Annotated in this window: 20 protein-coding genes; 17 read left to right on the forward strand and 3 right to left on the reverse strand. The window is 43.5% G+C overall.

The window, feature by feature from the left end:
• Nucleotides 1–155: 155 nt before the first annotated feature.
• From ACZ5C4_RS05270 to ACZ5C4_RS05315, 10 genes are all read left to right on the forward strand, one after another.
• Nucleotides 156–1,181 carry a hypothetical protein gene (locus ACZ5C4_RS05270; protein ID WP_464520071.1) on the forward strand — a complete coding sequence of 342 codons (1,026 nt, stop codon included), beginning with the start codon at nt 156–158 and terminating at the stop codon, nt 1,179–1,181.
• 10 nt (nt 1,182–1,191) lie between these two features.
• Nucleotides 1,192–1,860 carry a zinc-ribbon domain-containing protein gene (locus ACZ5C4_RS05275; protein WP_464520072.1) on the forward strand — a complete coding sequence of 223 codons (669 nt, stop codon included), beginning with the start codon at nt 1,192–1,194 and terminating at the stop codon, nt 1,858–1,860.
• Nucleotides 1,861–1,884: 24 nt separating this feature from the next.
• Nucleotides 1,885–2,550 (forward strand): zinc ribbon domain-containing protein, encoded by a 666-nt coding sequence (locus tag ACZ5C4_RS05280; protein ID WP_464520073.1) that lies wholly within the window; start codon nt 1,885–1,887, stop codon nt 2,548–2,550.
• A 30-nt stretch (nt 2,551–2,580) separates the two neighbouring features.
• The gene (locus tag ACZ5C4_RS05285; RefSeq protein ID WP_464520074.1) at nt 2,581–3,411 is read left to right on the forward strand and encodes a zinc ribbon domain-containing protein; all 831 of its coding nucleotides are present in this window, start codon (nt 2,581–2,583) and stop codon (nt 3,409–3,411) included.
• Nucleotides 3,412–3,506: 95 nt separating this feature from the next.
• On the forward strand, nt 3,507–3,770 hold the full coding sequence (locus ACZ5C4_RS05290; RefSeq protein ID WP_464520075.1) for a zinc ribbon domain-containing protein: 264 nt from the start codon (nt 3,507–3,509) through the stop codon (nt 3,768–3,770).
• Between the two features lie 37 nt (nt 3,771–3,807).
• Nucleotides 3,808–4,422, forward strand: coding sequence for a zinc ribbon domain-containing protein (locus tag ACZ5C4_RS05295; protein WP_464520076.1), 615 nt, complete (start codon nt 3,808–3,810; stop codon nt 4,420–4,422).
• A 12-nt stretch (nt 4,423–4,434) separates the two neighbouring features.
• Nucleotides 4,435–5,250, forward strand: a complete 816-nt coding sequence (locus ACZ5C4_RS05300) for a zinc-ribbon domain-containing protein (RefSeq protein WP_464520077.1) — start codon at nt 4,435–4,437, stop codon at nt 5,248–5,250.
• Nucleotides 5,251–5,260: 10 nt separating this feature from the next.
• Nucleotides 5,261–6,511 (forward strand): glycoside hydrolase family 3 protein, encoded by a 1,251-nt coding sequence (locus tag ACZ5C4_RS05305; protein ID WP_464520078.1) that lies wholly within the window; start codon nt 5,261–5,263, stop codon nt 6,509–6,511.
• Nucleotides 6,512–6,672: 161 nt separating this feature from the next.
• Nucleotides 6,673–7,860, forward strand: coding sequence for a hypothetical protein (locus ACZ5C4_RS05310; protein ID WP_464520079.1), 1,188 nt, complete (start codon nt 6,673–6,675; stop codon nt 7,858–7,860).
• Nucleotides 7,850–9,901, forward strand: a complete 2,052-nt coding sequence (locus tag ACZ5C4_RS05315) for a hypothetical protein (RefSeq protein ID WP_464520080.1) — start codon at nt 7,850–7,852, stop codon at nt 9,899–9,901. The genes ACZ5C4_RS05310 and ACZ5C4_RS05315 overlap by 11 nt, the downstream gene beginning before the upstream one ends.
• A 235-nt stretch (nt 9,902–10,136) precedes the next feature.
• Here the strand turns inward: ACZ5C4_RS05315 and ACZ5C4_RS05320 are convergent, their stop codons facing one another.
• A complete protein-coding gene (locus ACZ5C4_RS05320; protein WP_464520081.1) occupies nt 10,137–11,399 on the reverse strand; it encodes a Glu/Leu/Phe/Val family dehydrogenase in 1,263 nt (420 codons plus the stop codon).
• A 3-nt stretch (nt 11,400–11,402) separates the two neighbouring features.
• Nucleotides 11,403–12,692, reverse strand: coding sequence for an aspartate aminotransferase type Ic (locus ACZ5C4_RS05325; RefSeq protein ID WP_464520082.1), 1,290 nt, complete (start codon nt 12,690–12,692; stop codon nt 11,403–11,405).
• A 140-nt stretch (nt 12,693–12,832) separates the two neighbouring features.
• On the opposite strand from ACZ5C4_RS05325, the gene ACZ5C4_RS05330 reads away from it, so the two are divergent.
• The gene (locus ACZ5C4_RS05330) at nt 12,833–13,795 is read left to right on the forward strand and encodes a LysR family transcriptional regulator (protein ID WP_464520083.1); all 963 of its coding nucleotides are present in this window, start codon (nt 12,833–12,835) and stop codon (nt 13,793–13,795) included.
• A gap of 35 nt (nt 13,796–13,830) precedes the next feature.
• The gene (locus tag ACZ5C4_RS05335) at nt 13,831–15,729 is read left to right on the forward strand and encodes a PEP/pyruvate-binding domain-containing protein (protein ID WP_464520084.1); all 1,899 of its coding nucleotides are present in this window, start codon (nt 13,831–13,833) and stop codon (nt 15,727–15,729) included.
• On the opposite strand, the gene ACZ5C4_RS05340 is transcribed toward ACZ5C4_RS05335, so the two are convergent.
• Nucleotides 15,726–16,613 carry a LysR family transcriptional regulator gene (locus ACZ5C4_RS05340; RefSeq protein WP_464520085.1) on the reverse strand — a complete coding sequence of 296 codons (888 nt, stop codon included), beginning with the start codon at nt 16,611–16,613 and terminating at the stop codon, nt 15,726–15,728. The two genes, ACZ5C4_RS05335 and ACZ5C4_RS05340, sit on opposite strands and share 4 nt — an antisense overlap.
• Nucleotides 16,614–16,784: 171 nt before the next feature.
• Here ACZ5C4_RS05340 and ACZ5C4_RS05345 point away from each other — a divergent pair, with 171 nt between their 5' ends.
• From ACZ5C4_RS05345 to ACZ5C4_RS05365, 5 genes are all read left to right on the forward strand, one after another.
• Nucleotides 16,785–17,561, forward strand: coding sequence for a carbon-nitrogen hydrolase family protein (locus tag ACZ5C4_RS05345; protein WP_464520086.1), 777 nt, complete (start codon nt 16,785–16,787; stop codon nt 17,559–17,561).
• Between the two features lie 24 nt (nt 17,562–17,585).
• Nucleotides 17,586–18,902 carry a purine-cytosine permease family protein gene (locus ACZ5C4_RS05350; RefSeq protein ID WP_464520087.1) on the forward strand — a complete coding sequence of 439 codons (1,317 nt, stop codon included), beginning with the start codon at nt 17,586–17,588 and terminating at the stop codon, nt 18,900–18,902.
• Between the two features lie 37 nt (nt 18,903–18,939).
• Nucleotides 18,940–20,007: an aminopeptidase gene (locus tag ACZ5C4_RS05355; protein WP_464520088.1), complete on the forward strand. Its 1,068-nt coding sequence runs from the start codon at nt 18,940–18,942 to the stop codon at nt 20,005–20,007.
• Between the two features lie 56 nt (nt 20,008–20,063).
• Entirely contained in the window at nt 20,064–21,128 is a 1,065-nt protein-coding gene (locus ACZ5C4_RS05360) for a M29 family metallopeptidase (RefSeq protein ID WP_464520089.1), read from the forward strand.
• Nucleotides 21,129–21,218: 90 nt separating this feature from the next.
• The gene (locus ACZ5C4_RS05365; protein WP_464520090.1) at nt 21,219–22,814 is read left to right on the forward strand and encodes an OPT/YSL family transporter; all 1,596 of its coding nucleotides are present in this window, start codon (nt 21,219–21,221) and stop codon (nt 22,812–22,814) included.
• Nucleotides 22,815–22,884: the final 70 nt, after the last annotated feature.

Consider the following 22,884-nt stretch of genomic DNA (forward strand, 5'->3'; position numbering starts at 1 on the left):
CATCTGTATGAGATGAACTGCTACATATTAAAAAATGTATAAAAAGAAAACACTGGAAATCATGGAAAAATTGGAAGGAATCTATTATAATATTTACAATGCTGTACATATATATAAATTCGTATATATAGTATCTAGAGGCAGGGGGTGAAGGAATGAAGGAGAAGTTGAAGTACATCATAGCAGTTTTAACAGCAGGCACAGTAGGGGCATGGTTTCTTACATATGCTAAAATCGGAACGGCCGAATTTTCTCTGCTGGGAACACTAAAGGCAGGGCTGGGATTTTATAAAGGAACGGAAGAACAAGAACTTATATATACTGCTGCAAGAACCTGTCTGGAGCCGTATACATGGTGGATAGCTGTGGGGGTGTTTCTCATACTTCTGGGAGCGTTTTTAATTGCGGTTTTGGAAAAGAGAGCACCATATATTATTGGAATGACAGCAAGCCTTGTAGATTGTGCGGTATTTGCGACGCTTCTTTTTCTGTTGTATGGTCGGCTTAAAAAGGCAGAAGAGATCGTTTTGGATCTGGATAAAGGAAATACGCTTTCTTTACAGATTCCGGCACTTTTGATTTTGGCCGTATGCTATCTTGTTCTATTTCTTTTATCTCTGACAGGACTTTTGCTGTGGAAGCAGAAGAAACCAGAGGTAGACAGGGCTGCAGAAGAGAACGGCAGGTTGGAAGACAAGACAATAGAAATGCCATATGCAGAATATGAGACAGCAGGATATGAGACAGAGAAAATGGCAGTGCCCGGACAGGCGGAGCAAGTGTTGCAGGAGCGTCTTTTCGAGGAAGAACAGGAAAGGGAGAGGGCAGCTTTTTTGAAGGAGCAGGAAGAGCCCTTTGTTCAGCCAAGAGAAGAACGCGGCGGGGAATTGTGTGCAGAATCCGGACAGCTTAAGGGAAAGAGATACCCGATGAAAGAGACCGCGGAGATCTATTTTCTCTGGGCAGATGGATGTGCAGTGTTAAGTCCGTATGAGAGTCCGCAGGCGCTTGCGTCCGTTCGGTTTGAGCAGGAGCGCGCACAGTACTGTATAGAGCCGTTTGAAGTAAAAACAATGTTTTTGGAAAGCGGGCAGCCTCTCGGAAAAGGTCGGCAGTATTATGTTCCCAGAGGAACGAGAATATATCTGAAAAATAATGAGAATGTATTTGTCTTGATATAAGGAGGGAAACATGTTTTGTAAAAATTGCGGCGCCCCGCTGAAAGAGGGGGCAAAATTTTGCTCCAAATGTGGGACACCGGTATCTATAAATGCTTCGGGAGCAGTTGGCGGAAAAAACGAGAAATATACAGAGGGAAGAACAAGCTATTCGCAGACTCAAAAAAGGCTGCCATACCTAGCAATCGGTGTAATTGTGCTGGGCGTTATTGTTCTAGCAGTAGTTGGAAAATTTGTATTTGGGAGAGGATATGTAAAGCCTGTGAAGGCATTTGTCAAGGGAATAGAACAAGAGGATGGAGAAAAGATTCTGTCTGCCTACAGTGAAAATACAATCAAAAAAATGGAGGATAACTTCGGCGTAAAGGGCAGAAAACTGGAGAAGCAGATGGAAAAAAATTCTCTGTATATGATAACAGAAGAAGACCTCGATGGAGAAGACATCAAGATAAAATATAAAATAGAGGACAATAAAAAATTGGATAAAGAGGATATCAAAGATATTAAAAAGGACTTGAAAGAGTTTATGGATATCCGAGAGGACATCAGTGCGGCAAGAGAACTGGATGTTGTATTTACAATCTATGTTGATGGCGATGAGGAAGATGAGACAGACATAACAATGGAAGTCATTAAAGTAGACGGCAAATGGTATATCAATTGGGGAAGCTTCGAGTACTAAAAGATAAAAGAGGAGGAAAAAGGTATGTTTTGTAAGAATTGTGGAGCGCAGTTGAATGAGGGGGCAAAGTTTTGCCCTAAGTGCGGTACTCCGGCGGTAAACGGCAATGCTGGGGGAAATAGCGGAGGGTATCAGGGAGGAGCATCTCCGGTACAGCCGCAGAAAAAACCGCCGTATCTGGCAATTGGATTGATTGCGATTGTTGTGGTCGTAGTAATTGTTCTGGCGGTAGTGCTTGGAAAGACTGTATTTGGAAAGGGATATGAAAAGCCGATTAAGACTCTGATGAAGGGTGTGGAAGAACAGGACGGAGAGATGATTCTGTCCGCATTTTCCGAGAATACGATTGAGGCGATGGAAGACCAGTCAGGACTTGATAAGAAAGACCTGGAAGATATGATGGAAGAGCAATTTGAATATATGTTCTCCGGAGAAGACTGGGAAGATGAGGATGTGGAATTCAAGTATGAGATTGAAGACAGCAAGAAATTAGATAAGGACGACATTAAAGACATTGAAGATGAGTTGAAGGATTACTGGGATGTCAGGGAAGACATCAGCGCAGCAAGAGAACTGGACGTTACAATGACGATCTATGTTGACGGGGATGAAGAGGACGATAATGATGCTACTATCGAAGTAATTAAGGTAGATGGAAAGTGGTATATCAATCCGATCAGCCTGAACTAAAGAAGCTTTGAAAAAGAGGAGGGAAAAGGTATGTTTTGCAGAAATTGTGGAACACAAGTAAATGATGGTACAAAGTTCTGCCCGAACTGTGGAACACCAGTAGAAGTGCCGGGTAATGCGCAGAATGTAGGCGGTGCACAGCCAGCAGGGCAGTATCAGCAGCCAAACGGACAGCAGTATTATCAGCCGGCTGGAGGGAAACCTCCGAAAAAATCAAAGAAACCACTGATTTTTATTATTATAGCTATTGTTGTACTGATTGCAGTGATAGTCGGAGTTGTATTTGCCGTAAAAGGCTGCTCGAATGATTCTGGAAGTTCTTCTGGTGATTCGAAAAAGTCGGAAGCTTCGTCTGATCGTTCTGATAAAAAGGATGAAGACGAGGATGCGAAAGAAGAGGAAGAACAGAAAGAGGAAAAGAGAGAAGAAAGCAGCTTTGAAGAGCCTATAGCAAAACTGATGCAGGGGATTGAAGAACAGGACGGAGAAATCATGCTGTCAGCTTTTTCTGACGGAACGATAGAGGTGCTGTCAGAAGAGAGTGGATATAATGAGACAGAGTTAGCGGATTATCTTGAAGAAATGTTTATGGACTCTATGGGTACAGACATCAAAGTAGGCGGGTACCAGGTTGACTACGAGGTGAGGAGTGCCAATGAGCTGACAGAGGATGACATTGCGGTAATACAGGATGAGTTTGATTCGGCGGGTGTGTACGAGACGGTGGAAGAAGGAAAATCCGTAGATGTGCTGATGATTATCGGAATGGAAGCTATTACGGATGAAACATACACGGATGGAATGGTTCTGCAGGTGGTTAAAATTGACGGAAAATGGTATTTGGATCCGACTTCTATGTAAAATATAAGTTGGGATAGAAAGAGAGGAGCCTGCCGGAGGAAAAGCTGGCAGGCTCTAGTGTGATGTATTTAAAATCTATATAAGGAGAGCTGAAAATGATGGCAGATGAAGAAAAAACAGAAATTTTTCATTTAAAAGAGGAAGTGGAGGAAGAGCTGAATCAAGTGTATTTGGAGCTGGGAAAGCAGTATTATGAGGGCGGTTTCGAGGATCCGCTTCCACAGCTTCTTCCGCTGTTTGATAGAATTACAAGACTGAAAAATCAGCAGGCAGACAACAGAGCAATATGTCCGAACTGTAAAGCAAAGTTAGAGCCAGGCGCTGTTTTTTGCGGAAGCTGCGGAACAAAAGTAGGATAAAAGATACAAGTCTATATCATATAAGGGAGGTAATACAATGGCATTTTTAAATGATTTAGATAAAAAAATAACTATGCTTGGACAGGGAGCAATCCAAAAAACAAAGGAGGCGACAGATTCTGTAAAGATTTCATCGAATCTGCGGGGACTGGAGAATCAGAAAAAAGAAGTGTTCGAACAGCTCGGCAAGCTCTATTATGAACTCTGCACAAAGCAGGAGCAGGAAGCTGTGCCGGAGGCAGCAGAGTGGATTATAAAAATAAATGAGTTAGAAAATCAGGCAGAAGAACTGCGCGAACAGTTGAGAAAAATAAAAGGAACCATATTTTGCCCGAACTGTAATGCAGAGATTTCTGAAAACTCAAAATTTTGTAATGTCTGCGGTACAAAAATAGAAATCCCAGAGAAAGCTGTGGAGACATCGGCACAGATGCCTACAGGAAAAGTGTGCAAATCATGTGGTGCTCCGCTGGAGGAGGATCAGCTGTTCTGTGTAAACTGCGGGACAAAAGTGGAGACAGAGCCTGTGCAGGCGGAAGCAGCAAGTGAGCCAGTTCAATCAGAGGTGCAGCAGTTAGTATGCCCAAATTGCGGTAAAGAGTTGAAAGAAGGCCAGAAGTTTTGCACAGGATGTGGAACACCGATCGTCTAGGGAGGAGTAAAAATGCGATGTCCAAAATGTAACAGTCCTGTTGAGGAAGGCGCCGTTTTCTGTGAAAAGTGTGGTGCGCCTCTTGGAAAAAAGAAATCAAGGCTTCCTGCAGTCATTGTTTGTCTCGTTCTTATGCTTGGAATTTTGGCCGGCATTTGCGTGTGGATCGTAATGGGAGATTACCATGTAAAAGAATCGAAGAAGGAGTTGAATGCCAGAATCGAAGAATACAAAGGCGGGCTGGATGAGAAGAAAGTGTCCGAAGACTCCGGTGAAAAGGAAGAAATACAAAAGGACAACGATGATAAGGAACTAAAAGAGGAAAATGAGGACAAAAAGGATATAGAAGAACAGAAAAAAGTTTATGACTCTACGGAAGGCGGAATTCACAGATATGAATTTATTGTTTCTGACTGTACTTGGAGTGAGGCATACCAGTACTGTTTAAATGAAGGAGGGTATCTGGTAAGGATAAACAGCCAGGAGGAATATGATTATATTCTAAGTGAAATCAATAAAAAAGGAATGCAGGATATTCAGTTCCGTATTGGCGGAAGAAGAGATGCCGGCTCTGAGGAGTATTATTGGGTAAACGAGAAAAATGAACTCTATGGAGATAAGATAAATTCGGATTCTTACTGGTGTGTGGATGAATGGATGGAAAACGAGCCTAGCTTCAGGGATGGAAGTACAGAAGAAGACTGTCTGGATATTTTCTATTATCAGAACACTGGAAAATGGGTTTTTAATGATGTACCGAATGATATTTTATCTGTAGCTCCTGAATTTTCCGGGAAAATAGGATATATCTGCGAATATGAGGACTGATAAGGAGAAGATGAAAGGAAAAATAAAGAACCGGATATTTTTCTTTTTGGCAGTCCTGGCGTGCTTAATATGTATAGCGATTATTGGAATATGCATTAAGGAAATAGCAGAGAAAAGAACCACCGTACCGCAAGAAAGCCATAAGGGGAAAGGGGAAAACACAGAGAAGGTCAAGAGAAAGCAGACGGATGAAACACAGAATACAGAAAAGCCTTTGACAGAGGCAGAGAAAATTCTTTCCGAGATGACGTTAGAACAGAAGGTGGCGCAGTTGTTCGTTGTGACGCCGGAGACTCTGACCGGAGAGGAAGCTGTGACGCAGGCCGGAGAGACATTTCATAGCGCCTATGAGGCATATCCGGTGGGTGGATTTATTATGATGCAGGGAAATATTGTATCTCCAGATCAGATCGTACAGCTTAATGGCGCTGTAGAAGAACTAAGCGTCAATGTAACAGGGCTGAAGCCCTTTCTTGCAGTAGATGAAGAAGGCGGGACTGTGGCGCGTATTGCAGGAAGCGGAGCATTTCCGGTAGAAAATGTGGGGAACATGTGTGATATTGGTTTTGCAGGAGATACAGCAAAAGCATATGAGACAGGGGCATACATAGGAGGATACCTGGCGGAATATGGGTTCAATGTGGATTTTGCACCGGATGCAGACGTGTGGAGTAATCCGGCAAATGAAGTGGTCAGATACCGCGCGTTTGGCTCTGATGCGCAGCTGGTGTCCAGTATGGTGTCAGAGGCAGTAGACGGGTTTCACAGTGCAGGGATTTGTACGTCACTGAAGCATTTCCCGGGGCATGGAGGTACTTCTGAGGATTCCCACGATAATTTTGCCTATTCGGATCGGAGTCTTGAAGAACTGAGAAGCTGTGAATTTCTTCCTTTTCAGGCAGGAATAGAAGCGGGCAGCGAATTTGTAATGGTGGGGCATATTACTTTACCGCAGATAGCAGAAAGCGACACTCCTGCAACACTTTCCAAAACGGTTGTCACAGATATTCTAAGGGGAGAGCTTGGGTATACGGGAATTGTTATTACAGATGCGATGAATATGGGAGCGATTGCACAAAACTATTCTGCGGATCGTGCGGCAGTACAGGCAGTGCAGGCGGGAATAGATATGATTCTGATGCCTTCAGATTTTTATAGTGCATATCAGGGAATTTTAGATGCAGTGAAAAACGGAGAAATTACAGAGCAGCGTCTGGACGAGTCAGTGAAAAGGATTATCGACTTAAAATTAAAACTATAGTATTCTCAAAAAGCACTTGCATTTTTACTTTTCATAAAGTATGATACAAGTACTTTCTATTATTTCTATTTCATTTTTACTTTCAACATCAAATCTGATGAGATTCAAGGATTAAGAAAACAAGTCATGTGTGGATTGCAGATTCACAGCGGGAAAAGAAATTGAATAAAGAACAAGCATATGAAGTATTCCGGTTTATTGAGTATGGTACACAGTGCAGGCAGAGCTTGGATTGCGTACAGGGAATCTTACTGATTTACTATTTAAAAGAATATCCTCGGGTGGAAAAGGATTGTCTTTTTAAATGGTTTAGACAACTGTGCCATTTGATGGAACAGTATCAGAGATGTAAAAAGGGACGCTGCTATCGGTATTTGAATCCATACAGTATATTAGTTGCGAAAGAAAACTTGTTGCTGTTGGATTTAGAATCGCCTGAAAATGAAGCAGTGTTGAAATACATGCAGAAACGGGCGGTAAACGAACATTTTGTAAAACCTGTGTTTGAACGCAAGATAAACCAGGCAGCACAGGCAGATTTATTCTGTACAGGGAGAACGATGCAGTTCATTCTTTCATATGCACAGGTATATCCCGCGCTTACTAGGCGGGAGGAGCATTTGCTGGAGAAAGTAATCCAAAAATGTCTGGGGGAATCCGGCAGAAGCTTTGAGGATTTTTTTCAGGTACAAAAGGCGCTGCCGGAGTTAAAGGAGAGAAGGAGCAGAGGAAAAAGAAAAGGGGTTTTATATGGAAGTATCATTGTATTTGTAGTGACAGCCGGAATTGGAATCGCTGTAGCAGGCAAGCAGGACACAGGACAGACATCTGCAGGGAATACGGAAGGAGAGAGTGTGAAGCGTTCAGAAAAAGAAGTTTCTAAAGCGGAAAAGGCGAAGGAAAAGGACTGGCAAGAGGGAACAGCAGAAGCAGGCATTTCGGGACTGGGAGAGGAATCGGAAGAGGGAACGGATTTTATGATAGAATCGCTGCAGGAAGAACTCTTACTAAATACTGCCGCAGGCAATCAAGAGGTGATTACACGTGGAAAGGAATTAGAGGCAGAGATTTTAAGATGTCTTGCCGCCGCATATGAAAGAGAGGAAATGGGGCAGGAGGCGGCAGATGCGTACGGGAGACTGTGTGAAATCGAGGAACAGGCAGAACGGATAGAGCTGGCGGGGATAAAAAAGATGAAGCTGGAGGCAGGGCAGGGGCAATATACAAGGGCAGTGCTGACAGGGGAGGAGCTGATAGAAAGACTGGGAGAGTCGGAAGCTGTCGAAGAATTAATGGAAGAATATAAAAAGCAGGAGGAAAATGAAAGGGGAGAAAAGAATGAAGAATAGAAAAAAGGGATTTATTGGCATAGTGATTCTGGGCATGCTTATTACCTTTTTGCTCTGTACAGGACTTTCCTATGATGAAAACCAAAAGGGCGGGGAAGAAAAGAAGGAAGAAACGACCGGAGAAGAAAAGAGCTATGAAAATCCACAGATACTATGTCCCGAGCCGGATGGAGAAAACGGTTGGTTTCAGACAAAGCCGCAGATACAGATTATCCATACGGAAAGGCAGGCGATTGTCTGGTATGAATTAAAGTCCGCATCAGGAAAAACAATAGAGGGACAGTTAAAGATAGAAAAAACGGAGGAAGAGGGAAGTGTGGAGGAAACGGAAAAAGAGGAGATGTTCGTTGTTCCGAAGGAATTTTTGGAGGAGGGAGAAAATCTTATATCCGTTTGGATGACAGAGACAGAGACGAAAGAAGAACTGTACAGGGAAGAGATTACAGTGAAAATAGACGAGACCATGCCGGCACCTCCTGTTTTTTCTTATCCCTTTACAGATGACGGGACAATCTGTGTAAATACAGAATTCGAAATAGAGGTGAAAAGCGAGGACGCAGTGTCTGGAATCAGTGAGATTGTCGTTTTGCATAACGAAATGGAGATTGGAAGGATACAGGGCGGCGAGGGAAGCGTGACTATTTCTCCGCCATTTTATGGCGCTGTGGATGCGTATGCAGTGGACAGGGCAGGCAATCGATCTGAGGGCAGCAGATCGGCAGAAGTTTTATGCGAAAACGAGGCTCCGCTGCTTTGGATTACTACTGCGGACACACAAAACGGCTGGTATGCAGAGGCAGCAGAGGTGGCTGTGCAAATACAGGAACCAGCGTATGAAGGATATTCCGGACTAAAGAGGGTATGCTGTTATGTAAATGACAGAATAGTTACGGTAAAAGAGTACGAACGGGAGCAGGTGACACAGGATAATATTTTTCTGCGAATAGAAGAGAATTCTGTGTCCGGAGAACCTGTTCAGATAGCTATAGAGGCAGAGGATTATGCAGGAAATAAGACAGTGCAAAGCCAGGAGCTATATATAGATGGACAGATACCAGTCATAGAGGCAGAAGGTATCTATCAGTCTATGATTACTGCCGAGACTAAGACGGCAGTATTTACGGTGGGAGATGAGAACATACTGGAAAACTGCAATATAGAAGTCTGGCGGACAAGTCCTGCAGGAGACCGCCTGGAAGAGACAGATAAGCGTAATATTATATGGGAAGAGACAGAAGGGGAAAGAAAGGCAAGGCTTGTATTTGAAGAAGAAGGTAAATATGACTGTGTTGTTACTGCTTCAGATAAAGCAAGGCATATAAGTACGGCGGAATATACATTTATCATAGATAAGACAAGCCCTATAATACGTTATGTCAGTCACATGGAAGGAGTCTATATTCCTTACTTTGAATGGAATTATGGTGCAGAAGAAATGATACAAGATTTTATCGGATATACATATCAGATTTATCTGGACGGGGTGCCTTATTTTGCGGGAAAACGAGTGATAGATGAAGGAGTAAGGATTTTACAGGTGACCGCGGAGGATGAAGCAGGAAATGAGGCGGACGCTTATGCGGTATTTACAATCGACCATACTGCGCCGGAGATTTGTTGGAGAGGCGTGGAAGACGGAGCAAATTATGAGGGAGAAGCAGACTTTAGTATCTGGGTAGAGGAAGAGGGCGGACGTCTGCACAGGCTTGAAATAAATGGCGAGAAGCAGAATATCAGTGCAGACAGTCGGATTGTCCGGTATGAATTTTGTGAGCCGGGGGCGTATTATGTGACAGCGGAGGCAGAGGATTTAGCGGGAAACAAAAGCAGGGCAGAAATTCAATTTTCCATTGTGGAACAGATGTCTGCGGCAGAGCATATAGAAAAAGTATTTTCAAATAAAGGGCGTGGAACGGAGGAAAGGGAAAGAAAAGATGAGATAGTCTGGATTCCCGCAATACTTTTTGCAGGGGTTCTTCTGGCATCAGTCGGGAGGCTGTGTTATAGAAAGAAAAGACGGCACAGAAAAAAAGAACTGTAAAAAGGGAGGATGCCAGGTAGCCGTTTGTCGGCCCCTGGCATGTATTATGAAAAAGTTTATTCAAAATAGTATGATTCATACTTGATAACGTCAATGTTTATTATGTTTTCTATCTGATATATTCAGTATAGGCAAGAGAGATGAAGAAACAATGATAAGAAAATGAATGTTTTTTAAAAGAAAAATGAACAAAATATGAACGTGAGACTGCCGAGGCAGCCTCACGCTTAGGGAATTATGGCCAGATAGCTCTTGCTTTCTTCGCTTCTACTACTCGTTTGACCGCGATTAAATAAGCGCCGGTTCTTAACGTAGTATGTTCCTTCTGCGCAATATTCCATACAGCCTCAAAAGCCGGATCCATAATATTTTTCAGCTTTTCGTTGACTTCCTTTTCAGTCCAGCTTACAGACTGGATGTTTTGTACCCACTCAAAGTAAGAAACAACAACACCGCCTGCATTGGAGAGAATATCAGGAACTACAGTGATTCCTTTTTGATTCAGCATAGCGTCTGCTTCGGAGGCAATTGGCCCATTGGCAGCTTCTACAATAATATCCGCTTTGATACGATCTGCGTTGGAGGCATTGATCTGGTTTTCTAAAGCAGCAGGAATCAGGACTTTGACATCCAGCTCCAGCAATTCTTCATTCGTAATACGTGCCATTCCATCTTCTTCATATCCGGTGAGAAGATTTTTGCGGTCTTTTGAGAGGTAATCAATAATTGCAGGGATATTTAATCCGTCTGCCTTATAAATGCCGCCGGATACATCACTGACAGCGACAACCTTCATTCCTTCCTCATTCAGCAGCTTTGCTGTGATACTTCCTACATTTCCCATACCCTGGACGGCAACGGTTGTACCCTGTATGGGGACATTTAACTTGTTGAGAATGTTTTTCGTAGTGAACATAACTCCCCGTCCGGTAGCTTCATTTCTTCCAAGAGCGCCGCCTAATTCGATGGGCTTACCGGTTACAACACCATGTACACAATGTCCTTTGAGCATGCTATATGTGTCCATCATCCAGCCCATGACGGTGGCGTTACTTCCTACATCCGGCGCAGGAATATCCTGCTCCGGCCCGATCAGAGGAGCGATTGCAGCCGTAAAGCGGCGTGTAATGGCGCGAAGCTCGCGCTCTGAGAGCTTATTTGGATCACAGATGACGCCGCCCTTTCCACCGCCGTAAGGGATGTTGACAACCGCACACTTGAAGGTCATCCATGCAGCGAGTGCTTTCACTTCGTTTTCGTTGACTGCCGGATGGAAACGGATTCCTCCCTTAGCCGGCCCTCTAGAGGTAGAGTGCTGGATACGGTAGCCTTCAAAAACATGCGTGGTTCCGTCGTCCATGCACACGGGGATTGCCACCTTCAGTTCTCGTTCAGGATACTTGATCGCTTCAATATCACTTTCAGAATATCCGAGAATATCTGCCGCGTCTTTTACGGTTTTTAATACGTTATCATAAGGATTATATGTGTTTGCCATGATTCATTCTCCTTTACTATTTAACAATTTTTCAATTCCTGCAATTTGTATACATACTGTGAAAATATCCATTGCCTGTTCTAATTCTCCGAGTGTCGGATACGTTGGGGCTATTCGGATATTGCTGTCCAGAGGATCCTTGCCGTAGGGATAGGTGGCGCCGGCCTCTGTCATAATGACGCCTGCATGTCTGGCAAGCTCTACAGTACGTTTTGCACAGCCTGGCATGGTATCCAGAGAGACGAAATAACCGCCTTTTGGATGGCTCCATTTGGCAAGACCGCTGCCCTCCAGATTGCTTTCAAGTTTGTCTAGTACAGCGTCAAATTTGGGACGCAATTGTTTAGCCAGAAGCTCCATGTGATGCTTTAAGTTTTCCTTTGATTTAAAAAACTGTACATGTCTTAATTGATTTAATTTATCGTGTCCGATAGTCTGAGCAGACATATGCTTTTTTAATTCATTTATATTATCCGGACTAGAAGCAGTCAAGGCAATGCCGGCACCTGGAAAACTGATTTTCGAGGTTGAGAAGAAATAATAAGCGCGATCCGGATTATGAAAACGACTACATGCATCCAGAATATTTTTAAGAGGTACTTCCTCATAGATGTGGTGTATTCCATAGGCATTGTCCCAGAAAATACGGAAGTCCTCTGCGGCGGTTTCCATAGAGGCAAGCTGTTCTACTACAGGATCAGAGTAGCACACACCCTGCGGATTTGAGTGAAGAGGAACACACCAGATTCCTTTTATATAAGGATCTTCTCCGGCAAGCTTTTTCACCATTTCCATATCAGGGCCATCGTCCAGCAAAGGAACCGGAATCATCTCTATTCCCAACTCTTCGCAGATTTTAAAGTGGCGGTCATAACCAGGCACCGGACAGAGAAACTTTACCGGATGTCCGCTGTACTTATGGTAGTGCCAGGGCATAGAGCCATGGGTTCCGAACAGACAGAGGAAAGATAAGGTATCGAACATTACATTCAAACTGGAATTTCCACCGATAATGATTTGTTCTGGAGCAATGCCGAGTGTTTCTCCAAACAACCTACGACATTCTGGAATTCCTTCCAGGATACCGTAATTGCGGGCGTCAGTTCCATCTTCTAAAGTATAAGTGTTCATTTTGTCCATAAGCGGAGCGCTTAAGTCAAGCTGCGAAGGAGCAGGCTTTCCGCGTGCCATGTTAAGCTTTAAGTTTTGTGCACAGAATGCATCATACCGTCCCTGTAGTTCTCGGAGCATTGTTTTTAGCTCTGATGGGGAAGCTTCTGTAAATTTTTTCATCATATCCTCCTTTGGAATATATTGGAAACAGCTATTTCGTTTTTTCTTGCCTTTATTATAAAAAGGCTTTAGAATAGAAGCAAATACTTATATTTATATGGTAAATATAAGTAAATAATTATAAGGAGGAGAAAACCCTTATGTTCAGCGGTATGAACTATGTGTATGAGGTATATAAAGCGAAAAGTTTTTCCAAAGCGGCGGAAAAATTGTACATATCGCAGCCAGCATTGAGCGCTATGATTAAAAAAGTAGAGACCAAAATAGGAATGCCGCTGTTTGATCGCAGTATGAATCCGATACAGCTTACAGAATGTGGGAAAAAGTATATCAAAACAGCAGAGAAAATTATGGATCTGGAGGATGAGTTTGCCTATTATGTGGGGAATCTTTCAGAATTAAAGACAGGACATCTCTCGGTCGGAGGGACATATTTGTTTTCTGCATTTATTATTCCCCCTATAATTAAGACATTCGGAGAAGCTTATCCACATGTAAAAATAAGCTTGTTTGAGGGCGATACACCTCTTTTGGAAGGGAAGCTGTTTGCAGGAGAACTAGATCTTTTGATTGACAATTATATATTAGATGAAAAGATATATGAAAAGAAGGTTTTCATGGAGGAACATCTTATTTTGGCAGTTCCTGCATCATTTGCAAGCAACAAAAAGGCCAGGAAATATCAAATGACGGCGCAGGACATAAGAAACAATCTGCATTTGGATCCTTCTTTTTTGGGAGTGCCGCTGAAATACTTTAAAGAAGATCCCTTTGTAGTGCTTCGTTCTCACAATGATACGAGGGAGAGGGTGGAGGCAATTTGCCATAGAGCTGGAATACAACCGAATTATGTACTGAAGTTAAACCAGCTTCTCACGACATATCATCTTACAGAATATGGGATGGGAGTTTCTTTTGTCAGTGATACAGTAGTAAAAAGCCTTCCGGCAGATTCTAAGGTCATTTACTACAAGGTAGACGATCCGGAGACGATAAGAGAGGTATATCTATATTATCGGAAAAATAAATATCTGACGCGCAGCATGTCAGAATTTATGAAATTTGCAATACCAGGTATTGAGTTAGAATTAGACAAAAAATAAATAGCATGCTATGTAAGCGCAGGGAGGAAACAGACATGAATGTGTGGGAACAATTACGGGCAGGCAAACGCCTGACAGAAGAGGAGAAAAAGCAGATCTGCCATGAGATGGTAACGACAGAATCCAGAATGGAAAAACTGATTTTAAAACATTTTGCGGAAGAAGATTATCAAAAAGTAGAAGAACGAAGAATTGGCGGAGGGCTTATCGGCGGGAAGGCATGTGGTCTTTTAGCAGCGCGGAAGCTGATTGAGAATCTTTTGCCGGAATATGTGGAGCTGCTTGAACCACATGATTCTTTTTTTATCGGCTCAGATGTATTTTGTGGGTATTTAAAAGACAATGACTGTCTGGAGTTAAGAGAGAGGCAAAGGAAAGAAAAGGAACATTTCAGGGAGGGGGAAGAGTTAAAGGAGCGCCTTAGAAACGGGAACTTCTCTGAAGAAATAAGAGAGGGATTTTTAAAAATTATCCGGCATTATGATAAGACACCTATTATTGTACGTTCCAGCAGCTTTTTAGAAGATGGCTATGGAAATGCTTTTTCTGGAAAGTATGAATCCATTTTCTGCATGAGCCAGGGAGAAGAGGAAGAGCGTCTGTATGAATTAGAGGAGGCAGTTCGAAAGGTATATGCAAGCACGATGAATCCGTCTGCCCTGGAGTATAGAAGAAAGAGGAAGCTTCTGGGTGCAGATGAACAGATGGCGCTTCTGGTGCAGAGAGTGGAAGGACAGAGGTACGAAAATTATTATATGCCTGTGGCAGCAGGTATGGGCTGCTCTTATAATCCTTATAAGTGGATGGAGCATCTAAATCCGGATGCAGGAATGCTAAGACTTGTGGCAGGGCTTGGGACAAGGGCGGTGGAACGTACGCCGGGGGATTACCCGAGATTGGTTGGATTGGACAGGGCACAGGCAAATATGAGGACAACGGTTGCAGAGAGGCATAAATTCTCTCAAAGACAGGTAGATGTATTGGATCTAGAGCAGGGGATGCACAGTACGATTTCGCTGGACAAAATAATAGAACTACTTCCTTCCTGGCAAAAAAAGATGGTTTTAAGCCATGACACAGAGGCAGAGTATCTTCTGGCCCAGCGTGGTCGGTACCGGAAAATTTATTTTTCAGACTGCCAGGGACTAGTAGACAACAATGCGTTTATACGTATGATGCGCAGAGTGCTGAAAATGTTGGAGAAGGAGTACGAACGACCGGTAGATGTGGAATTTGCCCTGTCAAGCCCGCAAAAGGAGGTATGGAGGGTAAACCTATTTCAGTGCAGACCTCTGCAGGTGTCTGTGTCAGAACAAATACAGATACCAGAGGAAATGGAGAAGGAGTTTTTATTTGATGTGAGGCGTACGTCCATGAGACGCTCCAAAAAGGAGAGATTAGATCGGATTGTGTGGGTAAATCCGCAGAAGTACTATGAGTGTCCCCATGCAAAGAAGCCGGATGTGGGGAGGCTCATTGGCAAAATTAACCAGTATTATGAAGAAGAGGACAAAAAGCTTATGCTGCTTGTGCCCGGTAGAATCGGAACTTCTTCTCCAGAATTGGGAGTACCTGTAGTGTATGCGGATATCAGCCAGTTTATCGCGATCTGTGAAGTGGCATACAGCAAGGCTGGATACCATCCGGAATTATCCTATGGAAGCCACATGTTTCAAGATTTAGTAGAGGCAGACGTCTATTATGGGGCGATCAATGAAAACAGCAAGACAAAGGTGTACCGCCCGGAGCTTTTAGAAACCTGCAGAGAAATTCTAAAGGATATTTTTCCGGAGGAGACAGAGCTTTCAGAAATTGTAAAAATTTACGATACGTCAGACAGGGACACGAGACTGATTTTGGATGCGAAAGAAGGCAGGGCAGTCTGCCTGATTCACAATAAAAATTCCGAGTGCTGTTCGCGGAAAAAGGATTAGAGCACAGATTTACATACTTTTAAAAATTTCAGGTTGCCGGACGTAAAAAAGCTGTCTTTCATCCATGCAAAACTAAATGCATTGCGAGAAGAAAAACCGCGGATATAAATTTGCTCTAAGGTTCCATTATCCAGATTTTCCTGCACGACAAAACGATAGATAAAGGAGATTCCTATATTTTCCATGACGAGCTTTTTGACAGCGTTTATCGTGCCGATTTCTACATAAGAATGGAAATTGCCAAGCTCTTGATTGTGCTCATGGAGGATATGCATGAGGTTTCGGTGGGAGTTTGTGTCATTTTCGCGGAAAATAAGCCGGTAGTCGTTGAGCTCGTGGAAATCGACGGTATGTCCGGCAAGAGGGTGCTGCGGCGAACAGACGCAGACCGTCTCCATCTCGAATAGCTCTTCACTTTCGTAAGTGGAGGAGGGACAGTAGGCATCTGTGATACAGCATTGAATCCTCCCTTCCTGAAGCCAGGTAAGGAGTTCGTCAGCCTCTCCTAAATAGAGGCTGACTTTCTGGTTTGGATATTTTTTTAAATATTCTGCGATCATATGCGGAACGAGGGATTCTCCGGCGGTTGTGACAGTACCTAATTTTAATTCGCTGTTTTCTTTCGGAGGCGCCATCATTTCTTCCAGAATAAGGGCAGAATCAGAACGGATAGTCTGGGCAAAAGAACGTAAAAGCTTTCCTTTTTCGGTAAGGTGGAGACGACGCTTTTCATCGTAATAGAAAAGCTTGGTTTTGTAGTATTTCTCAAGATATTTTATATGCTGGGATACAGCAGGCTGTGTGATGTTTAACAGACTGGCGGTCTGGGTATAGTTGCGGGTCTCGCAAAGTGACAGAAATGTAGCAAGCTTTAAATCTAACATAGGAAAAACGTCCTTTCTGAAAATAGAACTGAAAAATATGGGTATAACCTGTACTTATCAGGGTATAAAATAATATGATTTCATTTTAGAAGAATATTTTGGTATAATCAAGGAAAATATACATAGTTTTACAGCGGTTTATTTGTGAAAATTGCGGAAAGGAGGGAAAGAATGAAAATAGGGATTGTGCAGTTTGCCTCTATAGAGGGGGAAGTGAAAAGAAATTGTGAACATTTTGAACATGAGGTAAAAAAGTATTCAAAGAATGGTCTTGATTTACTCTGTTTTCCTGAATTATGTATCAGTGGGTATAAATTTGAAAGCGGAAAACAGATGGATGAGAAAGCATTTGTATCCGAGCTGGCACAGCGGTATAAGCAGCCGATTCTCGCCGGAGTACAGTCTGTCTGTCAGGGAAAGTATTATGATGCAGTCTGTCTTTGGGATGAAGCAGGCGATATAGTAGGTGAATATAAAAAGATTCATCTGTGGGCTTCCGAGAATGACTACTTTGCAAGAGGAAATGAATTGGTGGCAGTTTCGTTTCGAGGCTGGAAAATCGGCATGTTGATCTGCGCAGACTTAGGATTTGCGGAGATCTCTACACCACTCGCGCTTGAAAAGGAAGCAGATCTTATCATATACCCGAGTGCATGGGGATATGGCTGGGAGGAGCTATTCTGCGGGTGCGCTAAGACAAGGGCGGCAGAAAACCAGATATATACGATTGCGCTCAACCGTGCTTGTGGAGATGAAAAGTACTGTGGGAATTCGACGGTAAACAGCCCAGATGGGACTGTACTTTTAAGGTTGCAGACTACGGGAGAGGCGTATGGAGAAATTACGCTTGAGAAAGAAAAGCTTAAAGAAGCAAGAATTGGAATTCCATGGCGACAGATGAAGCAGCCGGCAATATATAAGGAGATAGCGGATAAAGGAAAGTCGTAGAAAAAGATGAGGAGGATATGATATATGTTTGATGAAAAACCGATGAAAAGTGAAGGGGCAGTTGCAGCAGACGAGCCTATGACGCCGATACCGTTGGAGCAACGTGAAAAATGGGTGACTCCGGCAGTTGTATTCGGAGGATTAGAGTTTAGTGTATCTGTTTTAATGATTGGTGCTACTTTGATTGGCTCATTTGGACTAAAGGGAATGATACCAGTCGTCTTGTTTACGTTTTTGATCCTTACATGGGGCGGAAATACAATCAGTGGATATATGGGAGCTAAAACAGGGCTTTCCTCCTCTGTTATCGCAAGGCAAGGGTTTGGTGACAAACAGGCAAAATTCATCATTGCACTTGTAATTGGCGTGATCAGTATGGGCTGGTGGGCGATTCAGACCTCCGTAACCGGAAATGCATTGTGTGTGATTTTAGGCATTGATTATACGGTAGAGAAAGTACCGTGGGCAATCGTGACAATCATTGTAGGTGCTCTGTTTGCGGTTCCGGCTATTATCGGATATTCTTCGATGAAATGGACAGATTATCTCGCAGTGCCCTGTGGGCTTCTTCTATGTGTGGTAGGAATTTACCTGGCTTTGAAAAATGTGGGATGGTCTCATATTATGAGCTATCAGGGAAGTGGAGAACTGACATTTGCGGCAGGTGTTACTACACTTTTGGGAATGAATGTATCACAGTTTGTTATATCGGCAGACTATACCAGATATGCAAAACCAAGATGGAAAGATAATATCCTGATTCCGCTTGGAATTATCGCAATCGGAATTCCACTCGTATTTATCGGAGGAATTATGGCGGCGGGTAACGGTACGGCAGACATTGTGGCAGTTATGCAGGGACTTGGATTCCCAATCTGGGGATTCCTTGTACTGTGGCTTGCTTCCTGGACAAGCCAGTTGGTAAACAACTATACAATGGGGCTTTCCTTTTCTAATATTCTGAATGTAAAAACAGGAAAAGGAAGAGCGATGGTAACATTAGGAGCTACCGTTATTTCGATTATTCTTTCTCTATGGGGAATCCTGGATCACTTTACAGATCTGTTGAACCTGGCAGCGTTGCTTTATCCGGCAATCGCTGGGGTCATGTTTGTGGATTTCTTTGCAAGAAAACAAAAATGGGAGGACAAGACAGGTTGGAACTTTATCGCTACGCTGGCAATGGTTATCGGCGCGGTTGTCGGGTATGTGACTACTTACGTAGTAAGTATCGGAATTCCACCACTGCAGTCTCTTATTATTACGGGGCTTGTATATTACTTTGCAATGAAGCTCAAAGCGAAGGCGGCGCCGGATAAATTTACGGAAGGTATGTTTTAGATACTATAAAAATGAAAGATAGAAAGGAAGGACGAGTATGGAATATCCAATAGGGATTGAGATGACAGAAGGGTATCTGTCATACGAGGTGCAAGGTGCGGCAATGAAGCTGGTGCGTGATGTGATGCTGGTAAAGCAGGGAGAAAGTGTTGTAGTAACAGCGGATACATCGACGGATATGCGTGTGGTGGAGGCTGTGATGAAAGCGGCGTACACAATTGGAGCAGTCCCTGTATTAATTAAGTATCCAACGACAGGAAAAGCATTTGAAGAGCCGGCATTGCCGGTGGCAAACGCCGTGGCAGCAGCGGATGTATGGATTGAGTTTGCATATTACTGTGTGATGCACTCTCCTTGTTTCCAGAAAGCGATCGCGAATGGAGCAAGATATACATGCCTTTGCGGAATGGATACGATTATGCTGGTGAATACAGTTGGGAAGATCAACTATGGAATGGTAGTCGAGTTCGGAGAATATCTGACACAGAGAGTGCAGAAGGCAGATGAAGTTATTGTACGGGACGCAAACGGAACCGATCTGAAAGCTTACAACCGCGGAAGAAAGGTGAAACATTCCGGCCAGCTTGCCACAAAGAAAGGGTATCCGATTATGTTGGGCGGCCAGGTAAGCTGGTGCCCTGTGGAAGAGACGATTGAAGGTACGATTGTGTTTGACGCAGCGCTGTTCCCTCCGGCAGAGATCGGCATTTTGAGAGATCCGGTGAGGGTAACATTCCATGAAGGAAGAGTGACAGACATAAGCGGCGGAGCGCAGGCAGAAATTTTTAAGAAGTGGATAGATTCTTTCCAGGATCCGAATATGTACCGTCTGGCGCATTATTCGATAGGATTTAATCCAGGCGTGCGCAAAGCAACAGGAAGAATTGTAGAGGACGAACGAATCTTTGGATGTATTGAATTCGGTATCGGAAGCCAGGGCGCAAGCTTAAACGGCGCGTTTTGGGATGCCGCTGCACATACAGATGGGGTAGTCTCAAAGCCGACCATTATCCTGGACGGAGAAGTGATTGAAGAAAACGGAGTCTACAAAGATCCGGTATGTATCGAATATTGTAAAAAACTGGGGATTGCAGAGTACGAATAATCCCACCGTAAGTTTAGTGAAAAATAAATTTATATAAAGAAAGGGAGGATTTCATTATGGAGTATCCAATTGGAATCGAAATGACGCCAGATTATTTATCTTATGAAGTGAGCAAGGCAGCTTACAAGCTTGTAAAAGAAGTTATGCTTGTAGAACCCGGAGAAAACGTAGTAGTGACCGGAGATACTTCTACAGACAAGAGAGTTCTGGATGCGATTATGAATGCTGCTTATATTGTGGGAGCGAATCCGGTTCTAGTTTACTGCCCGACCACAGACGCTGCGTATGCAGAGCCGGTTGCACCGCTTGGAAATGCAGTGGCAGTAGCAGATGTATGGATTGAGCTTTCCTATGCATCCATTATGCTGTGTGAATCCTGGAGAAAAGCAATTGATTTTGGCTGCCGTTACATCAACCTGACGGGAATGGATGTGACCATGATTGTAAACTGCATCGGAAAAGTAGATGTAGCAGGAGTAGTAGAGTTAGGCGAAGCATTGAAGGCGAAAATGGAGGCTGGAAATGAAATTATTATAAAGGACGATAACGGCACATACCTGACTGCGCGAAATGAAGGCAGAAAAGTGCGTCATTCCGGACAGCTTGCGACATTTAAGGGATACCCGTTTATGATGTGCGGACAGATAAGTTGGTGCCCGATTGAGGAGACGATCAATGGAACACTGGTATTTGACGCGGCAATCTTCCCGCCGACAGATATGGGAATTTTATCTGAACCAGTAAAACTTACACTGGAAAATGGACGTGTGACAAAAGTAGAAGGCGGAAAAGAGGCAGAACGTTTTGATGCATGGCTGCATTCCTTCAATGACCCGAACATGTTCCGTCTGGCGCATTATTCACTAGGATTTAACCCGGGTGTATCGAAGGCTACGGGAAGAATTGTAGAGGATGAGAGAATCTTCGGATGCATGGAATTTGGAATTGGAAGCCAAGGCAAGATGATACGGGGAAGCTACTGGACAGCGGCATCCCACACAGATGGCGTAGTATCGAAGCCTTCTATTATACTGGATGGAAAGACAATAGAAGAAAAGGGAAAATACGTAGATCCTGAGCTTGCAGCAATTTGCAAGAAGATGGGTGTAGCAGGATATTAAGGTTCCGGTAGAGAGGGAAGAAGGAAGGAGGGTACTCGTGAATTTTGCGTGTACTCTCCTTTTTTACGGAATGAGTAAAAAGGAGAGCGTATGAAGGATAAAAATACAAATACAGAAAAGACAACATTTGAGAAAATAAAATTTTCAGAGCCGGTAACAATTATTTTTGGCTCTATTCTGGCGATTCTGTCAGGAATTATCTGTATGCAGATCATGGGAAAAGTAGGTGTATCCGCGAATACTTCGATTCTGGGTGCAGTATTCGCGATGCTGATTGCGAGAATACCGATGACGCTGTTTAGCAATTTCAAGAGTAAAGAACGGCAAAATTATATCCAGACAATTGTATCCGGCGCAGGATTTTCAGCGGCAAACTGTGCGTTTGTGGCGGTGGCGATCCTCTTTGTCATGGGAGAGACAAAGGCGATTCTTCCGATGGCAATTGGAACGATTTTTGGAACCGTTGTTTCTGTATATACGGTAGGGGCACTTTTCGAATCTCCACTATTTCCGGCAAAGGAGGCATGGGCGCCGGGCGTTGCTACAGCAGAAGTCATTGAAGCCGGTGACGAGGGCGGTGATAAGGCAAAAAGAGTTATACAGGGAATTGTTGTCGGTATCGTAGGAAGTATCTTTAAGCTTCCTGTAGGAGCAGTTGGAATTGTATTTATCGCAAATATTGTCTCTATGTTAGCCCTGGGGATAGGACTTCTGATACGTGGATATGCATTGCCTATAACCGGTTTTGATATTGGAGCGACAAATATTCCACAGGGAGTTATGGTTGGTGCAGGACTCGTAGCACTGATTCAGTCTGTATATTCCATCTATCAAAGCTCCTCCAAGAAAAAACGTGCACAGGCAGAACGCATGGAAATGGAAGAAGGGCTTACCGTATCGGCATCAAGGACGAAAAAGACTTTGATTGTCGCACTGCTTACGCATGTGGGAGGCGGAGTGCTTACTGGAATTATCTGCGGCATTTTTACAGGAATGTCTCCGGCTACTTTGATTCTTTGGATTGTATGGACAGCATTTTCTTCCATCGCTTCTATGATTATTATTGGAAAAGCGGCGATGTACTCCGGCTGGTTCCCAGGCTTTGCTGTTACGACGATTTTTATGACAATCGGCGTCCTGATGGGATTCAATCCAATCGCGGTAGCGGTTATGACAGGATATATCAGCGCTGTAGGTCCATGCTTTGCTGATATGGGATATGACTTAAAAACAGGATGGATACTCCGCGGGAGAAGTAAAAATAAAGAACATGAGGTGTACGGGAGAAAACAGCAGGTATATATTGAGATGCTGGGAGCAGTCATCGGGATTGTAGTTGTTATTTTCTTTGCAGATATGACGATGAAGGACGGATTAATTCCGGCAACAAGTTATGTATTTGCAACTGCGGCAGAAGCCGGAACAAACATGGCGCTGGTGAAGGAACTGCTGATCTGGGCAATCCCGGGAGCGATTATCCAGTTTATTGGAAGTAAATACATGTTTGGTGTATTGCTGGCAACAGGGCTTTTGATTAACAATCCGATTTATGGAATCGGCGTTGTGATTGCAGTGATTATCCGTAAGATTATCGGGGACGAATTTATGAACTGCCGCGATGCAGGATTGATTGCAGGAGACGGGCTATACAGCTTCTTCTCCAGCCTAATAAAAATGTTCATATGATCTGTTTTATTAGTTGGCCGATTGGAGAAAGCTTAAATTGGAATAAATTAAGAATACAGGAAGGGAAAAG

This window comes from Mediterraneibacter flintii (assembly GCF_055387595.1).

Excerpts from the sequence above, each read along its gene's own strand:
- ACZ5C4_RS05350 (WP_464520087.1), top strand. The coding sequence starts at position 17,586 with ATGTTTGATGAAAAACCGATGAAAAGTGAAGGGGCAGTTGCAGCAGAC.
- ACZ5C4_RS05275 (WP_464520072.1), top strand. The coding sequence starts at position 1,192 with ATGTTTTGTAAAAATTGCGGCGCCCCGCTGAAAGAGGGGGCAAAATTT.
- ACZ5C4_RS05340 (WP_464520085.1), bottom strand. The coding sequence starts at position 16,613 with ATGTTAGATTTAAAGCTTGCTACATTTCTGTCACTTTGCGAGACCCGC.
- ACZ5C4_RS05270 (WP_464520071.1), top strand. The coding sequence starts at position 156 with ATGAAGGAGAAGTTGAAGTACATCATAGCAGTTTTAACAGCAGGCACA.
- ACZ5C4_RS05295 (WP_464520076.1), top strand. The coding sequence starts at position 3,808 with ATGGCATTTTTAAATGATTTAGATAAAAAAATAACTATGCTTGGACAG.
- ACZ5C4_RS05335 (WP_464520084.1), top strand. The coding sequence starts at position 13,831 with ATGAATGTGTGGGAACAATTACGGGCAGGCAAACGCCTGACAGAAGAG.
- ACZ5C4_RS05290 (WP_464520075.1), top strand. The coding sequence starts at position 3,507 with ATGATGGCAGATGAAGAAAAAACAGAAATTTTTCATTTAAAAGAGGAA.
- ACZ5C4_RS05300 (WP_464520077.1), top strand. The coding sequence starts at position 4,435 with ATGCGATGTCCAAAATGTAACAGTCCTGTTGAGGAAGGCGCCGTTTTC.
- ACZ5C4_RS05345 (WP_464520086.1), top strand. The coding sequence starts at position 16,785 with ATGAAAATAGGGATTGTGCAGTTTGCCTCTATAGAGGGGGAAGTGAAA.
- ACZ5C4_RS05325 (WP_464520082.1), bottom strand. The coding sequence starts at position 12,692 with ATGAAAAAATTTACAGAAGCTTCCCCATCAGAGCTAAAAACAATGCTC.
- ACZ5C4_RS05285 (WP_464520074.1), top strand. The coding sequence starts at position 2,581 with ATGTTTTGCAGAAATTGTGGAACACAAGTAAATGATGGTACAAAGTTC.
- ACZ5C4_RS05320 (WP_464520081.1), bottom strand. The coding sequence starts at position 11,399 with ATGGCAAACACATATAATCCTTATGATAACGTATTAAAAACCGTAAAA.
- ACZ5C4_RS05280 (WP_464520073.1), top strand. The coding sequence starts at position 1,885 with ATGTTTTGTAAGAATTGTGGAGCGCAGTTGAATGAGGGGGCAAAGTTT.
- ACZ5C4_RS05330 (WP_464520083.1), top strand. The coding sequence starts at position 12,833 with ATGTTCAGCGGTATGAACTATGTGTATGAGGTATATAAAGCGAAAAGT.
- ACZ5C4_RS05355 (WP_464520088.1), top strand. The coding sequence starts at position 18,940 with ATGGAATATCCAATAGGGATTGAGATGACAGAAGGGTATCTGTCATAC.
- ACZ5C4_RS05315 (WP_464520080.1), top strand. The coding sequence starts at position 7,850 with ATGAAGAATAGAAAAAAGGGATTTATTGGCATAGTGATTCTGGGCATG.
- ACZ5C4_RS05305 (WP_464520078.1), top strand. The coding sequence starts at position 5,261 with ATGAAAGGAAAAATAAAGAACCGGATATTTTTCTTTTTGGCAGTCCTG.
- ACZ5C4_RS05360 (WP_464520089.1), top strand. The coding sequence starts at position 20,064 with ATGGAGTATCCAATTGGAATCGAAATGACGCCAGATTATTTATCTTAT.
- ACZ5C4_RS05365 (WP_464520090.1), top strand. The coding sequence starts at position 21,219 with ATGAAGGATAAAAATACAAATACAGAAAAGACAACATTTGAGAAAATA.